The 14715-nt window shown below is 63.2% G+C and carries 20 protein-coding genes; 19 read left to right on the top strand and 1 reads right to left on the bottom strand.

Going from position 1 to position 14715, the window contains the following annotated elements; translation table 11 throughout:
- The first annotated feature begins 18 nt into the window (after positions 1–18).
- A complete protein-coding gene (locus AB7008_RS30755) occupies positions 19–2052 on the top strand; it encodes an ABC transporter ATP-binding protein (protein WP_248878454.1) in 2034 nt (677 codons plus the stop codon).
- Here AB7008_RS30755 and AB7008_RS30750 read toward each other — a convergent pair.
- The gene (locus AB7008_RS30750; RefSeq protein WP_304490254.1) at positions 1965–3218 is read right to left on the bottom strand and encodes an FAD-dependent oxidoreductase; all 1254 of its coding nucleotides are present in this window, start codon (positions 3216–3218) and stop codon (positions 1965–1967) included. The genes AB7008_RS30755 and AB7008_RS30750 overlap by 88 nt on opposite strands.
- Before the next feature lie 698 nt (positions 3219–3916).
- On the opposite strand from AB7008_RS30750, the gene rpsL reads away from it, so the two are divergent.
- From rpsL to rplE, 18 genes are all read left to right on the top strand, one after another.
- The gene (gene rpsL / locus AB7008_RS30745; RefSeq protein ID WP_007603006.1) at positions 3917–4288 is read left to right on the top strand and encodes a 30S ribosomal protein S12; all 372 of its coding nucleotides are present in this window, start codon (positions 3917–3919) and stop codon (positions 4286–4288) included.
- Positions 4289–4303: 15 nt separating this feature from the next.
- Positions 4304–4774, top strand: a complete 471-nt coding sequence (gene rpsG / locus AB7008_RS30740; RefSeq protein WP_027520967.1) for a 30S ribosomal protein S7 — start codon at positions 4304–4306, stop codon at positions 4772–4774.
- A gap of 33 nt (positions 4775–4807) precedes the next feature.
- Positions 4808–6880, top strand: coding sequence for an elongation factor G (gene fusA, locus AB7008_RS30735; protein WP_014494496.1), 2073 nt, complete (start codon positions 4808–4810; stop codon positions 6878–6880).
- A gap of 40 nt (positions 6881–6920) precedes the next feature.
- Entirely contained in the window at positions 6921–8111 is a 1191-nt protein-coding gene (gene tuf, locus AB7008_RS30730; protein ID WP_014494497.1) for an elongation factor Tu, read from the top strand.
- A gap of 83 nt (positions 8112–8194) precedes the next feature.
- Positions 8195–8503, top strand: a complete 309-nt coding sequence (gene rpsJ, locus AB7008_RS30725; protein ID WP_002712302.1) for a 30S ribosomal protein S10 — start codon at positions 8195–8197, stop codon at positions 8501–8503.
- Positions 8504–8556: 53 nt separating this feature from the next.
- Positions 8557–9270, top strand: a complete 714-nt coding sequence (rplC, locus tag AB7008_RS30720; RefSeq protein WP_014494498.1) for a 50S ribosomal protein L3 — start codon at positions 8557–8559, stop codon at positions 9268–9270.
- A gap of 1 nt (position 9271) precedes the next feature.
- A complete protein-coding gene (rplD, locus tag AB7008_RS30715; protein WP_011088150.1) occupies positions 9272–9892 on the top strand; it encodes a 50S ribosomal protein L4 in 621 nt (206 codons plus the stop codon).
- On the top strand, positions 9889–10191 hold the full coding sequence (locus AB7008_RS30710; RefSeq protein ID WP_008136362.1) for a 50S ribosomal protein L23: 303 nt from the start codon (positions 9889–9891) through the stop codon (positions 10189–10191). Before rplD ends, AB7008_RS30710 begins: the two co-directional genes overlap by 4 nt.
- 12 nt (positions 10192–10203) lie before the next feature.
- On the top strand, positions 10204–11037 hold the full coding sequence (rplB, locus tag AB7008_RS30705; protein WP_014494499.1) for a 50S ribosomal protein L2: 834 nt from the start codon (positions 10204–10206) through the stop codon (positions 11035–11037).
- Between the two features lie 12 nt (positions 11038–11049).
- Positions 11050–11328 (top strand): 30S ribosomal protein S19, encoded by a 279-nt coding sequence (rpsS, locus tag AB7008_RS30700; RefSeq protein ID WP_008136357.1) that lies wholly within the window; start codon positions 11050–11052, stop codon positions 11326–11328.
- Between the two features lie 10 nt (positions 11329–11338).
- Complete coding sequence (gene rplV / locus AB7008_RS30695; RefSeq protein WP_008136353.1) at positions 11339–11725, top strand: 50S ribosomal protein L22; 387 nt, start codon at positions 11339–11341, stop codon at positions 11723–11725.
- A gap of 18 nt (positions 11726–11743) precedes the next feature.
- On the top strand, positions 11744–12469 hold the full coding sequence (gene rpsC / locus AB7008_RS30690) for a 30S ribosomal protein S3 (protein WP_014494500.1): 726 nt from the start codon (positions 11744–11746) through the stop codon (positions 12467–12469).
- A gap of 30 nt (positions 12470–12499) precedes the next feature.
- A complete protein-coding gene (gene rplP / locus AB7008_RS30685) occupies positions 12500–12913 on the top strand; it encodes a 50S ribosomal protein L16 (protein ID WP_008136349.1) in 414 nt (137 codons plus the stop codon).
- A gap of 5 nt (positions 12914–12918) precedes the next feature.
- Positions 12919–13125, top strand: coding sequence for a 50S ribosomal protein L29 (gene rpmC, locus AB7008_RS30680; protein WP_011088144.1), 207 nt, complete (start codon positions 12919–12921; stop codon positions 13123–13125).
- A gap of 13 nt (positions 13126–13138) precedes the next feature.
- The gene (gene rpsQ / locus AB7008_RS30675; RefSeq protein ID WP_007603028.1) at positions 13139–13387 is read left to right on the top strand and encodes a 30S ribosomal protein S17; all 249 of its coding nucleotides are present in this window, start codon (positions 13139–13141) and stop codon (positions 13385–13387) included.
- 84 nt (positions 13388–13471) lie between these two features.
- Positions 13472–13840, top strand: a complete 369-nt coding sequence (gene rplN / locus AB7008_RS30670) for a 50S ribosomal protein L14 (RefSeq protein WP_007603030.1) — start codon at positions 13472–13474, stop codon at positions 13838–13840.
- On the top strand, positions 13840–14154 hold the full coding sequence (gene rplX, locus AB7008_RS30665; RefSeq protein ID WP_014494502.1) for a 50S ribosomal protein L24: 315 nt from the start codon (positions 13840–13842) through the stop codon (positions 14152–14154). Before rplN ends, rplX begins: the two co-directional genes overlap by 1 nt.
- Entirely contained in the window at positions 14147–14704 is a 558-nt protein-coding gene (rplE, locus tag AB7008_RS30660; RefSeq protein ID WP_014494503.1) for a 50S ribosomal protein L5, read from the top strand. Before rplX ends, rplE begins: the two co-directional genes overlap by 8 nt.
- The last annotated feature ends 11 nt before the right edge of the window (positions 14705–14715 follow it).

The raw sequence follows: 14715 nt of genomic DNA, 5'->3' as shown, positions 1-14715 counted from the left end.
TCAGCATCGGTTGGTTTCATGGCGTCCAAGCCCCTCCCGCCCGACAAACAGAAACTCGCCACGGGCGAGGCGGCCGAGCTCGACGACAAGCTGGTCCCCGTCAAGCCGGACCTCGAAGACGACGAGGACGACGAAGACGAGGAGGATGACGAGCTGGAGCTCGACGACGACGATGAGGACGAGGAGCTCGTCGTCTTTACCGCGCGCGAGGCCGCAGGCGCGCTCGCGACCATCCTGGGTTTCGTCAAGCCGTTCCTGTCCAACTACAAGCGGATGCTGTCATTCGTGGCGTTCGGCGTCTGCGTCGAGACGCTGTTCAACGTCATCATGCCGCTCAGCCTGAAGTACCTGATCGACGACGCGCTCGGCGAGGAGGATTTCCAGGCGCTCTACAAGATCCTCGGCGTGCTCGCGGTCGCCGGCATCTTCACCTCGATCGTGGCGGTCTGGTACGAGCGCTGGGACGCCAGGCTGGCTGCCTGCATCATCTCCGACGTCCGCAAGCGCCTGTTCGAGCATGTGCAGGACCTGCCGGCGGCCTATTTCGGCCGCACCAAGCGCGGCGAGATCCTGTCGCGCTTTTCCGTCGACCTTTCGGCCTTCGAGGGTTCGGTCAAGACCTTCGCCAACAGTGCGGCGCTGCCGTTCCTGGAATTGATCGCCGGCATCATCCTGATGGTGTTCCTGAACTGGCAGCTCGCCGCGGTCGCGCTGCTGGTGTTCCCGATCACGCTGATCGGGCCGCGCATCCTCACCCCGAAGGCGGTGCAGGCCAATTACGAGCAGAAGCAGAACGAGAGCGCGCTGCTCGGCATGGTGCAGGAGAACGTTGCCGCGCAGGCCGTGATCAAGGCGTTCAGCCTGCAGCGCAAGATGTTCGGCTTCTTCACCTTCCGCAACGACGAGACCCGCCGCAAGATCGCTTCGGCTGCGTTCCTGTCGACCATGGTGGAGCGGACGGTCACCATTTCGGTGCTGCTGCTGCACCTCGTCGTGCTCGCGATCGGCGCCTATCTGGCGACCAAGGGCCAGATCACCATCGGCACCTTCGTCACCTTCGAGAGCGCGTTCTGGGAAGTCTCCTACAACATCGCCCACGTGATGCACTTCATCCCGGTGTCGATCTCCTCGGCCGCCGCGATCCGCCACATGCAGGAGCTGCTGGACGAGCCGACACGCGGCGCCGATCGTCCCGGCGCCCCCGACCTGCCGCGCATCACCAACGACATCACCTTCGACCACGTGACGTTCCAGTACGAAGGCAGCCAGACGCCGGTGCTGGACAATCTCAGCCTCAAGCTTAACGCCGGCAAGCGCATTGCCATCGTCGGCCCCTCAGGCTCCGGCAAGAGCACGCTGCTCAATTTGATCCTGCGGCTGTACGTGCCCAACGAGGGGCGCGTCGCCATCGACGGCGTCGACGTCCGCAAGGTGACGCTGGATTCGCTGCGCCGGAGCATGGCGGTGGTGTTCCAGGAGAACATGCTGTTCAACATGTCGATTCGCGAGAACATCCGGCTCGGCAAGGAAGGCGCGACCGACGAGGAGGTGGAGGACGCCGCCAAGAAGGCCGAGATCCACCGCTACATCATGAGCCTGCCGCAGCGCTACGACACGCCGGTCGGCGAGCGCGGCGACACGCTGTCGGGCGGCCAGCGCCAGCGCATCGCGATCGCGCGCGCGGTCATCCGTAACCCTTCCGTGCTGCTACTGGACGAAGCCACCTCGGCGCTCGACCAGACCACCGAGGCCGCGATCAACCGTACGCTGCTGAAGGTCGCGAAGGGGCGCACCATGATCTGGTCGACCCATCGCCTGACCTCCGTGGTCGAGATGGACGAGATCATCGTGATCTCAGGGGGCAGGGCGATCGAGCGCGGCTCGCATGCCGAACTGCTCGCCAGGAACGGCACCTATCGCAAGCTGTGGAACGACCAGATCCACCAGCCGCATGGCGCCGTGGCTCAGGCCGATGACGACAGCGACGATGACGACGAGGATGAAGACGACCTCGACGAGGATGATGAGGACGAGGACGACGAGGAGGCGTGACCGAGGAAGTTCGGCTCCAGGTGAATTGCTCCTCCGAGCGGCCGCAGCAAGCCTTGAACTGACCAAGCGATGAAGCGCGCCCAGCGCTGCGCGGTCCAGTAGGGATTCGTCGCGGTCGAGACTGAGCGGAACTCGAACGCCTTCGCCGCCGACCATTGGTCGCAGGCCCGCTTGACCGGATCGGCGTAGAAGGTGGCGATCTTGTCCGCATCCATCCCGTCGGAGGCGAGCCAATCCGGGATATGGACGTTGCAGAGCCGCTCGACGTCGGTGAAGACCTTGTCGCAGCCGGTGCCGGCGGCGGGGCACGAGGTAGAGAACGCATCGCCCACCAGCACGAGGCCGGGCTGGCCGCCTGCGTCGTTCACATAGAGGTCGACCGGACGGATCTTGATCTCGCCGGCGATGTCGAAGGCGCCGGTGATGCGCTTGAGCCGGGGCAGGGCGGCGTTCAGTGTCTCGGCTGGCGCGCGGCGCAACTCGCGCAGCCAAGGGTCGTCGAAGCCGCGATAGACGAACAGATTGGCGCGCATCCGCGGACCGGTCGGAAACAGCGTGATGTAGGGGATTCGGTCGCTCGGCCGTTCCGAGAAATAGGTCAGTGCCGGGAAGTCGAACGAATTGCGCCCCGCCGGCACCACGTCGAATCCGATCGAGATCGAATGGCAGGCGCTGATGACTTTTCGCGCGATGCCGAGCTGGTGGCGCAGGCCGACGTTCAGGCCGTTGGCGAGCACGACGAGCCGGGCCGAGATCGTCTCCTCATTGGAGAGCGTGATCTTTTGCCGGTCCGGGCTCGTCGAGAGCGAGACCGCCTTGGCGCAGATGCGCTCGACGCCGGCAGGAATCTCGTCGCGGACGGCGTTGACGAGCGAATCGTAGAGGATGTTGAACTGCTGACTCGGCGCCTTGTCGAGCAAACGGCCGAATCGAGCGATCCAGTTTTCGCCGGCAAAGGTCGCGCGGCGCAGCACCGATTCTCCGATTCCGGTCTTCAGGAATCGCTCGACCTGGACGTGACCACTGAGTTTTTCGACTCGAAAGTCCGCCGGATAGCTCTCATGCGGGTCGATCAACACCGTTGAAATGCCGGCGCGGCCGAGCATTGCGGCGGCGGTCGAGCCGGACAATCCCCCGCCGATAATGGCAATGTCGGTGTACCGCATGGTGCAAATCTCTGCCGCAGGCGGCAGATTGACGCATCAACAGGAAAAAAAGCCTTAGCAAGGGTTATAAAAGTACATTTTGCCCGGATATAAATTGTTTTTGGGCTGGCGGAACAGGCGTCCGCTCCCCATATCCGACAGGCGTAGTGAGTGCGGGCAAACAGCGATTTCGTCAGGTGGCAGAAGCGTTTTCTGACTGTCGTTTCACCTTGACTTGGCCGACTCTCACTTATAGAAAGCGCCTCACTTAACGACAGGCGGTGAGCATCGCCAGCGTCGGAACGGGCCACCCGTTGATCCGGAAGGATTAGATCTCCAGGGATCGGATCCTCAGGGATCGCTAAGACGGGCACCAACCTCGACGAATGCCGCTCAAACGCTGTCGATCATAGCTAGGCAATGCCAGTGCGATTTTAGGTCTCTTGAGCTCGTTCTCTTGAGGTCAAATTCGGATGCATGACCTCGGTGCGCGGGCCACAGCTTTATGCTGATTGGCCTGAAACTGCGGTCCTCTGTGGCGTCGTAACGCTTTCCGCTCGGTGATGGAGCGGTTGGCGCAATTTCGCTTTGTGCGGATTGTTCCGTGCGAGGCGACCTCGTCGGGCAGGTGGCCCGAAAAGAATTGCGGTTCCGGCAACGGGCCGCGCCAAGACAGCGGGCCCGGAAGGGACCGCGGCAGAACAAAGGGTAAGGCCAGGATGCCGACGATCAACCAGCTGATCGCTCAACCGCGTGAAGTGCAGAAGTCGCGCAAGAAGGTGCCGGCGCTGCAGCAGTCGCCGCAGAAGCGTGGTGTTTGCACCCGCGTCTACACCACGACCCCGAAGAAGCCGAACTCGGCGCTTCGTAAGGTCGCCAAGGTGCGCCTGACGAACGGCTTCGAGGTGATCGGCTACATCCCCGGCGAAGGTCATAACCTCCAGGAGCACTCGGTGGTCATGATCCGCGGCGGCCGCGTCAAGGATTTGCCCGGCGTGCGCTACCACATCCTCCGCGGCGTTCTGGATACCCAGGGCGTCAAGAACCGTAAGCAGCGTCGTTCGAAGTACGGCGCCAAGCGTCCGAAGTAAGCGGGAACCAGCTCAATGTCTCGTCGCCACTCAGCGGAAAAGCGCGAAGTTCTCCCGGATCCGAAGTTCGGGAACATCATCGTCACGAAGTTCATGAACTCGGTGATGTACGCCGGCAAGAAGTCGGTCGCCGAAGGCATCGTCTACGGTGCGTTCGGCATCATCGAAACCAAGACCAAGCAGAACCCGCTCGGCGTGTTCGAGCAGGCGCTCGAGAACGTCATGCCGACGATCGAGGTTCGCTCCCGCCGCGTCGGCGGCGCGACCTACCAGGTTCCGGTCGAAGTTCGCTCCACCCGCCGGCAGGCGCTGGGCATCCGCTGGCTGATCTCGGCCGCGCGCGAGCGCAACGAGAAGACGATGACCGAGCGGCTCTCGGCTGAGCTCCTGGACGCATCGAACAACCGCGGGAACGCCGTCAAGAAGCGTGAAGACGTGCACCGGATGGCGGAAGCCAACCGCGCCTTCTCGCACTATCGCTGGTAACGGCGAAACAAACGGACTCGCAAGGAACAACCCATGCCCCGCCAACATGCCATCGAGGACTACCGTAACTTCGGTATCATGGCGCATATCGACGCCGGCAAGACGACGACGACCGAGCGCATCCTCTATTACACCGGCAAGAGCCACAAGATCGGCGAAGTGCACGAAGGTGCCGCGACGATGGACTGGATGGAGCAGGAGCAGGAGCGTGGCATCACGATCACCTCGGCTGCGACCACCGCCTTCTGGGCCGGCAAGCGCCTGAACATCATCGACACCCCCGGCCACGTCGACTTCACCATCGAAGTCGAGCGTTCGTTGCGCGTGCTCGACGGCGCCGTCTGCGTGCTCGACTCGAACCAGGGCGTCGAGCCCCAGACCGAGACCGTCTGGCGCCAGGGCGACAAGTACAAGGTTCCGCGCATCGTCTTCGCCAACAAGATGGACAAGACCGGCGCCGACTTCTTCAAGTGTCTGTCCGACATTGTCGACCGCCTCGGCGCCAAGCCGATCGCGATCCAGCTTCCGATCGGTGCCGAGAACAACTTCAAGGGTCTCGTCGACCTCGTGAAGATGAAGGGCATCGTCTGGAACGATGAATCGCTCGGTGCGAAGTTCGACTATGTCGACATCCCGGAAGATCTCGTCGAGCAGGCCAAGGAATACCGCGAGAAGATGGTGGAAGCCGCCGTCGAGCTCGACGATGACGCATTGGCCGCCTTCCTCGACGGCAACGAGCCGGACGAGGCGACGCTGAAGCGGCTGATCCGCAAGGCGGTGCTGACCGGCGCGTTCTATCCCGTGCTGTGCGGCTCGGCCTTCAAGAACAAGGGCGTGCAGCCGCTGCTCGACGCCGTCGTCGACTATCTGCCGTCGCCGATCGACGTGCCCGCGATCAAGGGTACCGACGACCACGGCAACGAGGTCGTGCGCAAGGCCGACGACAAGGAGCCGCTCGCGCTGCTCGCGTTCAAGATCATGGACGACCCGTTCGTCGGCACCATCACCTTCTGTCGCATCTACTCGGGCATCCTGCAGAGCGGCACCGGCGTCGTGAACTCGACGCGCGAGAAGAAGGAGCGCATCGGGCGCATGCTGCTGATGCATGCGAACAACCGCGAGGACATCAAGGAAGCCTATGCCGGCGACATCGTCGCGCTGGCCGGCCTGAAGGAAGCGCGCACCGGTGACACGCTGTGCGATCCCGACAAGCAGGTGATCCTGGAAAAGATGGAATTCCCCGAGCCGGTCATCGAGATCGCGATCGAGCCGAAGTCCAAGGCCGACCAGGAAAAGCTGGGCGTGGCGCTGGCGAAGCTCGCCGCGGAGGATCCGTCCTTCCGCGTGTCGACCGACCAGGAGTCCGGCCAGACCATCCTCAAGGGCATGGGCGAACTCCATCTCGACATCAAGGTCGACATCCTCAAGCGTACCTACAAGGTCGACGCCAACATCGGCGCGCCGCAGGTTGCGTTCCGTGAGCGCGTCACCAAGAAGGCCGAGGTCAAGTACACCCACAAGAAGCAGACCGGCGGTACCGGTCAGTTCGCGGAAGTGTCGATCGTGGTCGAGCCGAACGAGCCCGGCAAGGGCTACGAGTTCGAGTCCAAGATCGTCGGCGGTGCGGTTCCGAAGGAATACATCCCCGGCGTCGAAAAGGGCCTCAACAGCGTGATGAGCTCTGGTGTCGTCGCGGGCTTCCCCGTGGTCGACGTCAAGGTTCAGCTCGTCGATGGCAAGTACCACGACGTCGATTCGTCGGCGCTCGCCTTCGAAATCGCATCGCGCGCGGCATTCCGCGAAGCGCTGCAGAAGGGCAAGTCCGTCCTGCTCGAGCCGATCATGAAGGTCGAAGTGGTGACCCCGGAAGACTACACCGGCTCGGTCATCGGCGACCTGAATTCCCGGCGCGGTCAGATCCAGGGTCAGGACATGCGCGGCAACGCCAACGTCATCAACGCGATGGTGCCGCTCATGAACATGTTCGGGTACGTGAACAACCTGCGCTCGATGAGCCAGGGGCGCGCGACCTTCACCATGCAGTTCGACCACTACGCAGAAGCGCCGGCCAACGTGTCGGCAGAAGTCCAGAAGAAGTTTGCCTGATTGTCGTCGGTCCAGAGCTGACGATTGAACGGAGAGTCAAATGGCCAAAGCAAAGTTTGAACGTAACAAGCCGCACTGCAACATCGGCACCATCGGTCACGTCGACCATGGCAAGACGTCGCTGACGGCGGCGATCACCAAGATCCTCGCCGAGACCGGCGGTGCGACGTTCACCGCGTACGACCAGATCGACAAGGCGCCGGAAGAGAAGGCGCGCGGCATCACCATCTCGACCGCGCACGTCGAGTATGAGACTCAGAACCGCCACTACGCCCACGTCGACTGCCCCGGCCACGCTGACTACGTGAAGAACATGATCACCGGCGCCGCCCAGATGGACGGTGCGATCCTGGTCGTGTCGGCCGCTGACGGCCCGATGCCGCAGACCCGCGAGCACATCCTGCTCGCCCGCCAGGTCGGCGTGCCCGCGCTCGTCGTGTTCCTCAACAAGTGCGACATGGTCGACGATCCGGAGCTCCTCGAGCTCGTCGAGCTCGAAGTCCGCGAGTTGCTCTCGAAGTACGACTTCCCGGGCGACAAGATCCCGATCATCAAGGGTTCGGCGCTCGCCGCTCTCGAAGATTCCGACAAGAAGCTCGGCCACGAGGCGATCCTCGAGCTGATGAAGAACGTCGACTCGTACATCCCGCAGCCGGAGCGTCCGGTCGACCAGCCGTTCCTGATGCCGGTTGAAGACGTGTTCTCGATCTCGGGTCGCGGCACCGTCGTGACCGGCCGTGTCGAGCGCGGCATCGTCAAGGTCGGCGAGGAAATCGAGATCGTCGGTCTGCGCGCCACGCAGAAGACCACGGTCACGGGCGTCGAAATGTTCCGCAAGCTGCTCGATCAGGGCCAGGCCGGCGACAACATCGGCGCGCTGCTCCGCGGCACCAAGCGCGAGGACGTCGAGCGCGGCCAGGTGCTGTGCAAGCCGGGTTCGGTCAAGCCGCACACCAAGTTCAAGGCTGAGGCCTACATCCTCACCAAGGAAGAGGGCGGCCGCCACACCCCGTTCTTCACCAACTACCGTCCGCAGTTCTACTTCCGCACCACCGACGTGACCGGTGTCGTGCATCTGCCGGAAGGCACCGAGATGGTGATGCCGGGCGACAACATCGCGATGGAAGTGCACCTGATCGTGCCGATCGCGATGGAAGAGAAGCTCCGCTTCGCGATCCGCGAAGGCGGCCGCACCGTCGGCGCCGGCGTCGTCGCCTCGATCATCGAGTAACAAGCGAATAGGGAATGGTGAGTGGCGAATAGGGAATTCTATTCGCTACTCGCTACTCGCCACTCACTAGAGAAAGCACGGCAATGAACGGCCAAAACATTCGTATCCGTCTCAAGGCGTTCGACCATCGTATCCTCGATACGTCGACCCGCGAGATCGTGAACACGGCGAAGCGCACCGGCGCGCAGGTCCGCGGACCCATTCCGCTGCCCACCCGCATCGAGAAGTTCACCGTCAACCGTTCGCCGCACGTCGACAAGAAGAGCCGCGAGCAGTTCGAGATGCGTACCCACAAGCGCCTGCTCGATATCGTCGATCCGACCCCGCAGACCGTCGATGCTTTGATGAAGCTCGACCTGGCCGCCGGTGTCGACGTCGAGATCAAGCTCTAAGATTTTTGGATCACGTTCGCGACTAGCGGACAGAAAGAACAGGAAGCACGCCGATGCGCTCCGGAGTGATCGCACAAAAGGTCGGGATGACGCGGGTCTTTACAGAGGCCGGCGAACATATCCCCGTGACCGTGCTGAAGCTCGGCAATTGCCAGGTCGTAGGCCACCGCACTGAAGAGAAGAACGGTTACGTCGCGCTCCAGCTTGGTTCTGGCAGCCGCAAGACCGTGTACATGCCCAAGGCAGAGCGCGGCCAGTTCGCGGTCGCCAAGGTCGAGCCGAAGCGGCAGGTCGAGGAGTTCCGCGTCTCCGCGGATGCCATGATCCCCGTTGGCGCCGAGATCCTCGCCGACCACTTCGTCGTCGGCCAGTTCGTCGACGTCACCGGCACCTCGGTCGGTAAGGGCTTCGCCGGCGGTATGAAGCGCTGGAACTTCGGCGGTCTGCGCGCCACCCACGGTGTGTCGATCTCGCATCGTTCGATCGGTTCGACCGGTGGCCGTCAGGACCCCGGCAAGACCTGGAAGAACAAGAAGATGCCCGGCCACATGGGTGTCGACCGCATCACCACGCTCAACCTTCGAGTCGTTCAGCTCGATGTCGAGCGCGGCCTGATCCTCGTCGAAGGCGCCGTTCCCGGCTCCAAGGGCGGTTGGATCCGTGTGCGCGACGCTGTCAAGAAGCCGCTGCCGAAGGAAGCTCCGAAGCCCGGCAAGTTCAAGGTTGCTGGCGAAGCGGACGCCGCTCCGGCTGCGCAGGAGGCGTGAGATGGAATTGAAGGTCACGACCCTCGAAGGTAAGGAAGCCGGCTCGGTCCAGCTTTCCGACGCCATTTTCGGCCTCGAGCCGCGCCAGGACATCATTGCGCGTTGCGTGCAGTGGCAGCTCAACAAGCGTCAGGCCGGCACTCACAAGGCCAAGGGCCGCGCCGAGATCTGGCGCACCGGCAAGAAGATGTACAAGCAGAAGGGCACCGGCGGTGCTCGTCACGGCTCGGCCCGCGTGCCGCAGTTCCGCGGCGGTGGCCGTGCCTTCGGTCCGGTGGTGCGTTCGCACGCCACTGACCTGCCGAAGAAGGTCCGCGCGCTTGCCCTCAAGCATGCGCTGTCGGCGAAGGCCAAGGATGGCGATCTGCTGGTGATCGACAAGGCCGCGCTGGAAGCCGCGAAGACCAAGGCGCTGCTCGGCCACTTCTCGGGCCTCGGCTTGACCAACGCGCTGATCATCGACGGCGCCGAGCTCAACAACGGCTTTGCCGCTGCGGCCCGCAACATCCCGAACATGGACGTGCTGCCGATCCAGGGCATCAACGTCTATGACATCCTGCGCCGTCAGAAGCTCGTTCTGACCAAGGCCGCCATCGATGCGCTGGAGGCGCGCTTCAAATGACGAAGAACATCGAGCCTCGCCACTACGACGTGATCTTGTCGCCGGTCGTGACCGAAAAGGCGACGATCGCCTCGGAGCACAACAAGGTCTTGTTCAAGGTGGCCGCGAAGGCGACCAAGCCGCAGATCAAGGAAGCGATCGAGAAGCTGTTCGACGTCAAGGTCAAGAGCGTCAACACGCTGGTCCGCAAGGGCAAGACCAAGGTCTTCCGCGGCAATCTCGGCTCGCAGTCGAACAGCAAGCGCGCGATCGTGACCCTCGAAGAGGGCCACCGGATCGACGTGACCACCGGTCTGTAAGGTCGTACGACGATGGCACTGAAAAAATTCAATCCCACGACGCCGGGCCAGCGCCAGCTGGTGATGGTCGATCGTTCGGCCCTCTACAAGGGCAAGCCGGTCAAGGCGCTCACCGAAGGCAAGCACTCCTCGGGCGGTCGCAACAACACCGGTCGTATCACCGTGCGCTTCCGCGGCGGCGGTCACAAGCAGACGCTGCGCATCGTCGACTTCAAGCGCGACAAGGTCGATGCGCCCGCGACGGTCGAGCGGCTGGAATACGATCCGAACCGCACCGCGTTCATCGCGCTGGTCAAGTACGAAGACGGCACCCAGGCCTATATCCTGGCGCCGCAGCGCCTTGCCGTCGGTGATTCCGTGGTTGCCGGCAACTATGTCGACGTGAAGCCGGGCAACGTCATGCCGCTCGGCAACATGCCGGTCGGCACGATCATCCACAACATCGAGGTCAAGATCGGGAAGGGCGGCCAGCTCGCTCGTTCCGCCGGCACCTACGCCCAGCTCGTCGGCCGCGACCACGACTACGTGATCATCCGCCTGAACTCGGGCGAGCAGCGCCTGGTGCACGGCCGTTGCCGCGGCACGATCGGCGCGGTGTCGAACCCGGATCACATGAACACCTCGATCGGCAAGGCCGGCCGTAGCCGTTGGCTGGGCCGCAAGCCGCATAACCGCGGTGTTTCGATGAACCCGATCGACCATCCGCACGGCGGTGGTGAAGGTCGTACCTCGGGCGGTCGGCACCCGGTCACCCCGTGGGGCAAGCCGACCAAGGGCAAGAAGACCCGCAGCAACAAGTCGACCAACAAATTCATTCTCCTAAGCCGCCACAAGCGGAAGAAGTAAGGAACGCCGGACATGGTTCGTTCAGTCTGGAAAGGCCCGTTCGTCGAGGGTTCTCTGCTCAAGAAGGCAGATGCCGCCCGCGCGTCCGGCCGTCACGACGTCATCAAGATCTGGAGCCGTCGCTCGACGATCCTGCCGCAGTTCGTCGGCCTGACCTTCGGCGTCTACAACGGTCAGAAGCACGTACCGGTTGCCGTCAACGAGGAAATGGTCGGTCACAAGTTCGGCGAGTTCTCGCCGACCCGGACCTTCCATGGCCACTCCGGCGACAAGAAAGCCAAGAAGGCTTGAGGATTAAACGATGAGCAAACCTAAGCGCGAACGGAGCCTCGCCGAGAACGAGGCCAAGGCGGTCGCCCGGATGCTGCGGGTGAGCCCGCAGAAGCTCAACCTGGTCGCCCAGCTCATTCGCGGCCGGAAGGCAGCTGCTGCGCTCGCCGATCTGCAGTTCTCGCGCAAGCGGATCGCCGTTGACGTGAAGAAGTGCCTGGAATCGGCTATCGCCAATGCCGAGAACAATCACGACCTCGACGTCGACGATCTCGTCGTGGCGCAGGCCTTCGTCGGCAACGGCCTCGTGATGAAGCGCTTTGCCGCCCGCGGCCGTGGCCGTTCGGGCCGCGTCTACAAACCATTTTCGCAGCTGACGATCATCGTTCGTCAGGTCGAAGCCGAAGCAGCGGCCTAAGGGACGCAGGAGCACACGATGGGTCAAAAGATCAATCCGATCGGTCTGCGTCTCGGCATCAACCGGACCTGGGATTCCCGCTGGTTCGCCGGCAAGCAGGAATACGGCAAGCTGTTGCACGAGGACGTCAAGATCCGCGAGATCCTGCACAAGGAGCTCAAGCAGGCGGCCGTCGCCCGCATCGTGATCGAGCGTCCGCACAAGAAGTGCCGCGTCACCATCCACTCGGCTCGTCCGGGCGTGGTGATCGGCAAGAAGGGCGCCGACATCGACAAGCTTCGCAAGAAGGTCGCGGACATCACCTCGTCCGACGTCGTCATCAACATCGTCGAGATCCGCAAGCCGGAGCTCGATGCGACGCTGGTGGCAGAGTCGATCGCGCAGCAGCTGGAGCGCCGCGTGGCGTTCCGCCGTGCCATGAAGCGCGCCGTGCAGTCGGCGATGCGTCTCGGCGCGGAAGGCATCCGCATCAACTGCTCGGGTCGTCTGGGCGGCGCGGAAATCGCGCGCATGGAGTGGTACCGCGAAGGTCGCGTGCCGCTGCACACGCTGCGCGCCGACATCGACTACGGCGTTGCGACCGCGTTCACGACCTTCGGCACCTGCGGTGTCAAGGTCTGGATCTTCAAGGGCGAGATCCTCGAGCACGATCCGATGGCCCAGGACAAGAGAATGGCCGAAGGCGAGACGGGTGGTAGCGGTGATCGTGGTGGCCGTCAGCGCCGCGATACGGCTGCAGCCTGAGTCAGCACAGGAATTTGAGGGCTTAAAGCCATGATGCAACCTAAGAAAACGAAGTTCCGGAAGGCGCACAAGGGCCGCATCCACGGCGTCGCGTCTTCGGGCGCGACGTTGGCCTTCGGCCAGTTCGGCCTGAAGGCGACCGAGCCTGAGCGCGTCACCGCGCGCCAGATCGAAGCCGCTCGCCGCGCGCTGACCCGCCACATGAAGCGTGCCGGCCGCGTCTGGATCCGCGTGTTCCCCGACGTTCCGGTGTCGAAGAAGCCGGCCGAAGTCCGCATGGGCTCCGGCAAGGGTTCGCCGGAATTGTGGGTCGCGCGCGTCAAGCCGGGCCGGGTGCTGTTCGAGATCGACGGCGTCAACACCCAGACGGCGCGTGAGGCGCTGACCCTGGCGGCCGCCAAGCTGCCGATCAAGACGCGCTTCGTCGAGCGCATTGCGGAGTAATGGCCATGGCACAGATGAAGATCGAAGACATCCGCGCGATGAGCCCCGACCAGCAGGATGACGCCATCCTGAACCTGAAGAAGGAGCGCTTCAACCTGCGCTTCCAGCGCGCCACCGGGCAGCTCGAGAACACCTCGCGCCTGCGCGAGGCTCGCCGTGACATCGCCCGGATCAAGACCGTCGCCGCGCAGACGCGCGCGAAGAAGAAGTAAGAGGCTTACGAAGATGCCGAAACGTACTTTGCAGGGCGTGGTCGTCAGCGACAAGCAAGCCAAGACCATTGTGGTGCGCGTCGACCGCCGCTTCACGCACCCGATCTACAAGAAGACGATCCGCCGTTCGAAGAACTATCACGCGCACGACGAGAGCAACGAGTTCAAGCCGGGCGACATGGTGTGGATCGAGGAATCGAAGCCGATTTCGAAGTTGAAGCGCTGGGTCGTGATCCGGGGCGAACACAAGAAAAGCGCCTGATCTGTTGGCTTTAGCCGACTGACTTCAGGGAAATGTTGAGCGCCGGCTGGGCTGGCGCAAAGAGAAAGAGGACGAGGTGCATCAATGATTCAGATGCAGACCAACCTCGACGTGGCCGACAATTCTGGCGCACGCCGTGTCATGTGTATCAAGGTGCTCGGGGGCTCCAAGCGCCGCTACGCCACGATCGGCGACATCATCGTCGTCTCGATCAAGGAAGCGATTCCGCGTGGCAAGGTGAAGAAGGGCGACGTGATGAAGGCCGTCGTGGTGCGCGTCCGCAAGGACATCCGCCGCGCTGACGGTTCGGTCATCCGCTTCGACCGCAACGCCGCCGTCCTGATCAACAATCAGTCCGAGCCGGTCGGCACCCGTATCTTCGGGCCCGTGCCGCGCGAGCTGCGCGCCAAGAACCACATGAAGATCATCTCGCTCGCGCCGGAGGTGCTGTGATGGCTGCGAAGATCCGCAAGGGCGACAAGGTCGTCGTGCTGACCGGTCGCGACAAGGGCCGCACCGGCGAAGTGTTCGAAGTGCGTCCCGCCGCAGGCACGGCGCTCGTGCGCGGCATCAACATGGTCAAGCGTCACCAGAAGCAGACGCAGGCCCAGGAGGGCGGCATCATTTCGAAGGAGTCGCCGATCCAACTGTCCAACATCGCGTATGTCGGCAAGGACGGAAAGCCGACCCGCGTCGGATTCAAGATTTTGGCGGACGGCAAGAAGGTCCGCATCGCCAAGAGCTCGGGAGCTGAGATCGATGGCTGAGGCCGCTTACACGCCGCGCCTGCGCGCGGAATACGACGCGAAGATCCGCACGGCGATGACCGAGAAGTTCGGTTATGAGAACGTGATGCAGGTTCCGCGCCTGGACAAGGTCGTGCTGAACATGGGCGTTGGCGATTCCGTCAACGACCGCAAGAAGGCCGAGACCGCCGCTGCCGAGCTGACCCAGATCGCCGGCCAGAAGGCGATCGTGACCTATTCGCGTATCGCGATCGCGACCTTCAAGCTGCGTGAAAACCAGCCGATCGGCTGCAAGGTCACGCTGCGCAAGGCCCACATGTACGAGTTCATCGACCGCCTGGTGAACGTGGCGCTGCCCCGCGTCCGCGACTTCCGCGGCCTGAACCCGAAGAGCTTTGACGGCCGCGGTAACTACTCGCTCGGCATCAAGGAGCACATCATTTTCCCCGAGATCGACTTCGACAAGGTCACGGAAGCCCGCGGTATGGACATCACCGTCTGCACCACGGCCAAGACCGACGAAGAGGCGAGGGCCTTGTTGACCGCTTTCAATTTCCCGTTCCGGCAGTGAGACGCTGACCT

This window comes from Bradyrhizobium sp. 521_C7_N1_3 (genome assembly GCF_052075975.1).
GTDB lineage: Bacteria > Pseudomonadota > Alphaproteobacteria > Rhizobiales > Xanthobacteraceae > Bradyrhizobium > Bradyrhizobium japonicum.
Note: the sequence above shows the minus strand (reverse complement) of the source record. Positions and strands in the feature narration are given on the sequence as shown.

Coding starts and splice junctions, on each gene's coding strand:
- rplP (WP_008136349.1), top strand. CDS start 12,500: ATGATGCAACCTAAGAAAACGAAGTTCCGGAAGGCGCACAAGGGCCGC.
- AB7008_RS30755 (WP_248878454.1), top strand. CDS start 19: ATGGCGTCCAAGCCCCTCCCGCCCGACAAACAGAAACTCGCCACGGGC.
- rplC (WP_014494498.1), top strand. CDS start 8,557: ATGCGCTCCGGAGTGATCGCACAAAAGGTCGGGATGACGCGGGTCTTT.
- AB7008_RS30750 (WP_304490254.1), bottom strand. CDS start 3,218: ATGCGGTACACCGACATTGCCATTATCGGCGGGGGATTGTCCGGCTCG.
- AB7008_RS30710 (WP_008136362.1), top strand. CDS start 9,889: ATGACGAAGAACATCGAGCCTCGCCACTACGACGTGATCTTGTCGCCG.
- rplV (WP_008136353.1), top strand. CDS start 11,339: ATGAGCAAACCTAAGCGCGAACGGAGCCTCGCCGAGAACGAGGCCAAG.
- tuf (WP_014494497.1), top strand. CDS start 6,921: ATGGCCAAAGCAAAGTTTGAACGTAACAAGCCGCACTGCAACATCGGC.
- rpsQ (WP_007603028.1), top strand. CDS start 13,139: ATGCCGAAACGTACTTTGCAGGGCGTGGTCGTCAGCGACAAGCAAGCC.
- rpmC (WP_011088144.1), top strand. CDS start 12,919: ATGGCACAGATGAAGATCGAAGACATCCGCGCGATGAGCCCCGACCAG.
- rpsJ (WP_002712302.1), top strand. CDS start 8,195: ATGAACGGCCAAAACATTCGTATCCGTCTCAAGGCGTTCGACCATCGT.
- rpsC (WP_014494500.1), top strand. CDS start 11,744: ATGGGTCAAAAGATCAATCCGATCGGTCTGCGTCTCGGCATCAACCGG.
- rplD (WP_011088150.1), top strand. CDS start 9,272: ATGGAATTGAAGGTCACGACCCTCGAAGGTAAGGAAGCCGGCTCGGTC.
- rplE (WP_014494503.1), top strand. CDS start 14,147: ATGGCTGAGGCCGCTTACACGCCGCGCCTGCGCGCGGAATACGACGCG.
- fusA (WP_014494496.1), top strand. CDS start 4,808: ATGCCCCGCCAACATGCCATCGAGGACTACCGTAACTTCGGTATCATG.
- rplN (WP_007603030.1), top strand. CDS start 13,472: ATGATTCAGATGCAGACCAACCTCGACGTGGCCGACAATTCTGGCGCA.
- rpsL (WP_007603006.1), top strand. CDS start 3,917: ATGCCGACGATCAACCAGCTGATCGCTCAACCGCGTGAAGTGCAGAAG.
- rpsG (WP_027520967.1), top strand. CDS start 4,304: ATGTCTCGTCGCCACTCAGCGGAAAAGCGCGAAGTTCTCCCGGATCCG.
- rplB (WP_014494499.1), top strand. CDS start 10,204: ATGGCACTGAAAAAATTCAATCCCACGACGCCGGGCCAGCGCCAGCTG.
- rplX (WP_014494502.1), top strand. CDS start 13,840: ATGGCTGCGAAGATCCGCAAGGGCGACAAGGTCGTCGTGCTGACCGGT.
- rpsS (WP_008136357.1), top strand. CDS start 11,050: ATGGTTCGTTCAGTCTGGAAAGGCCCGTTCGTCGAGGGTTCTCTGCTC.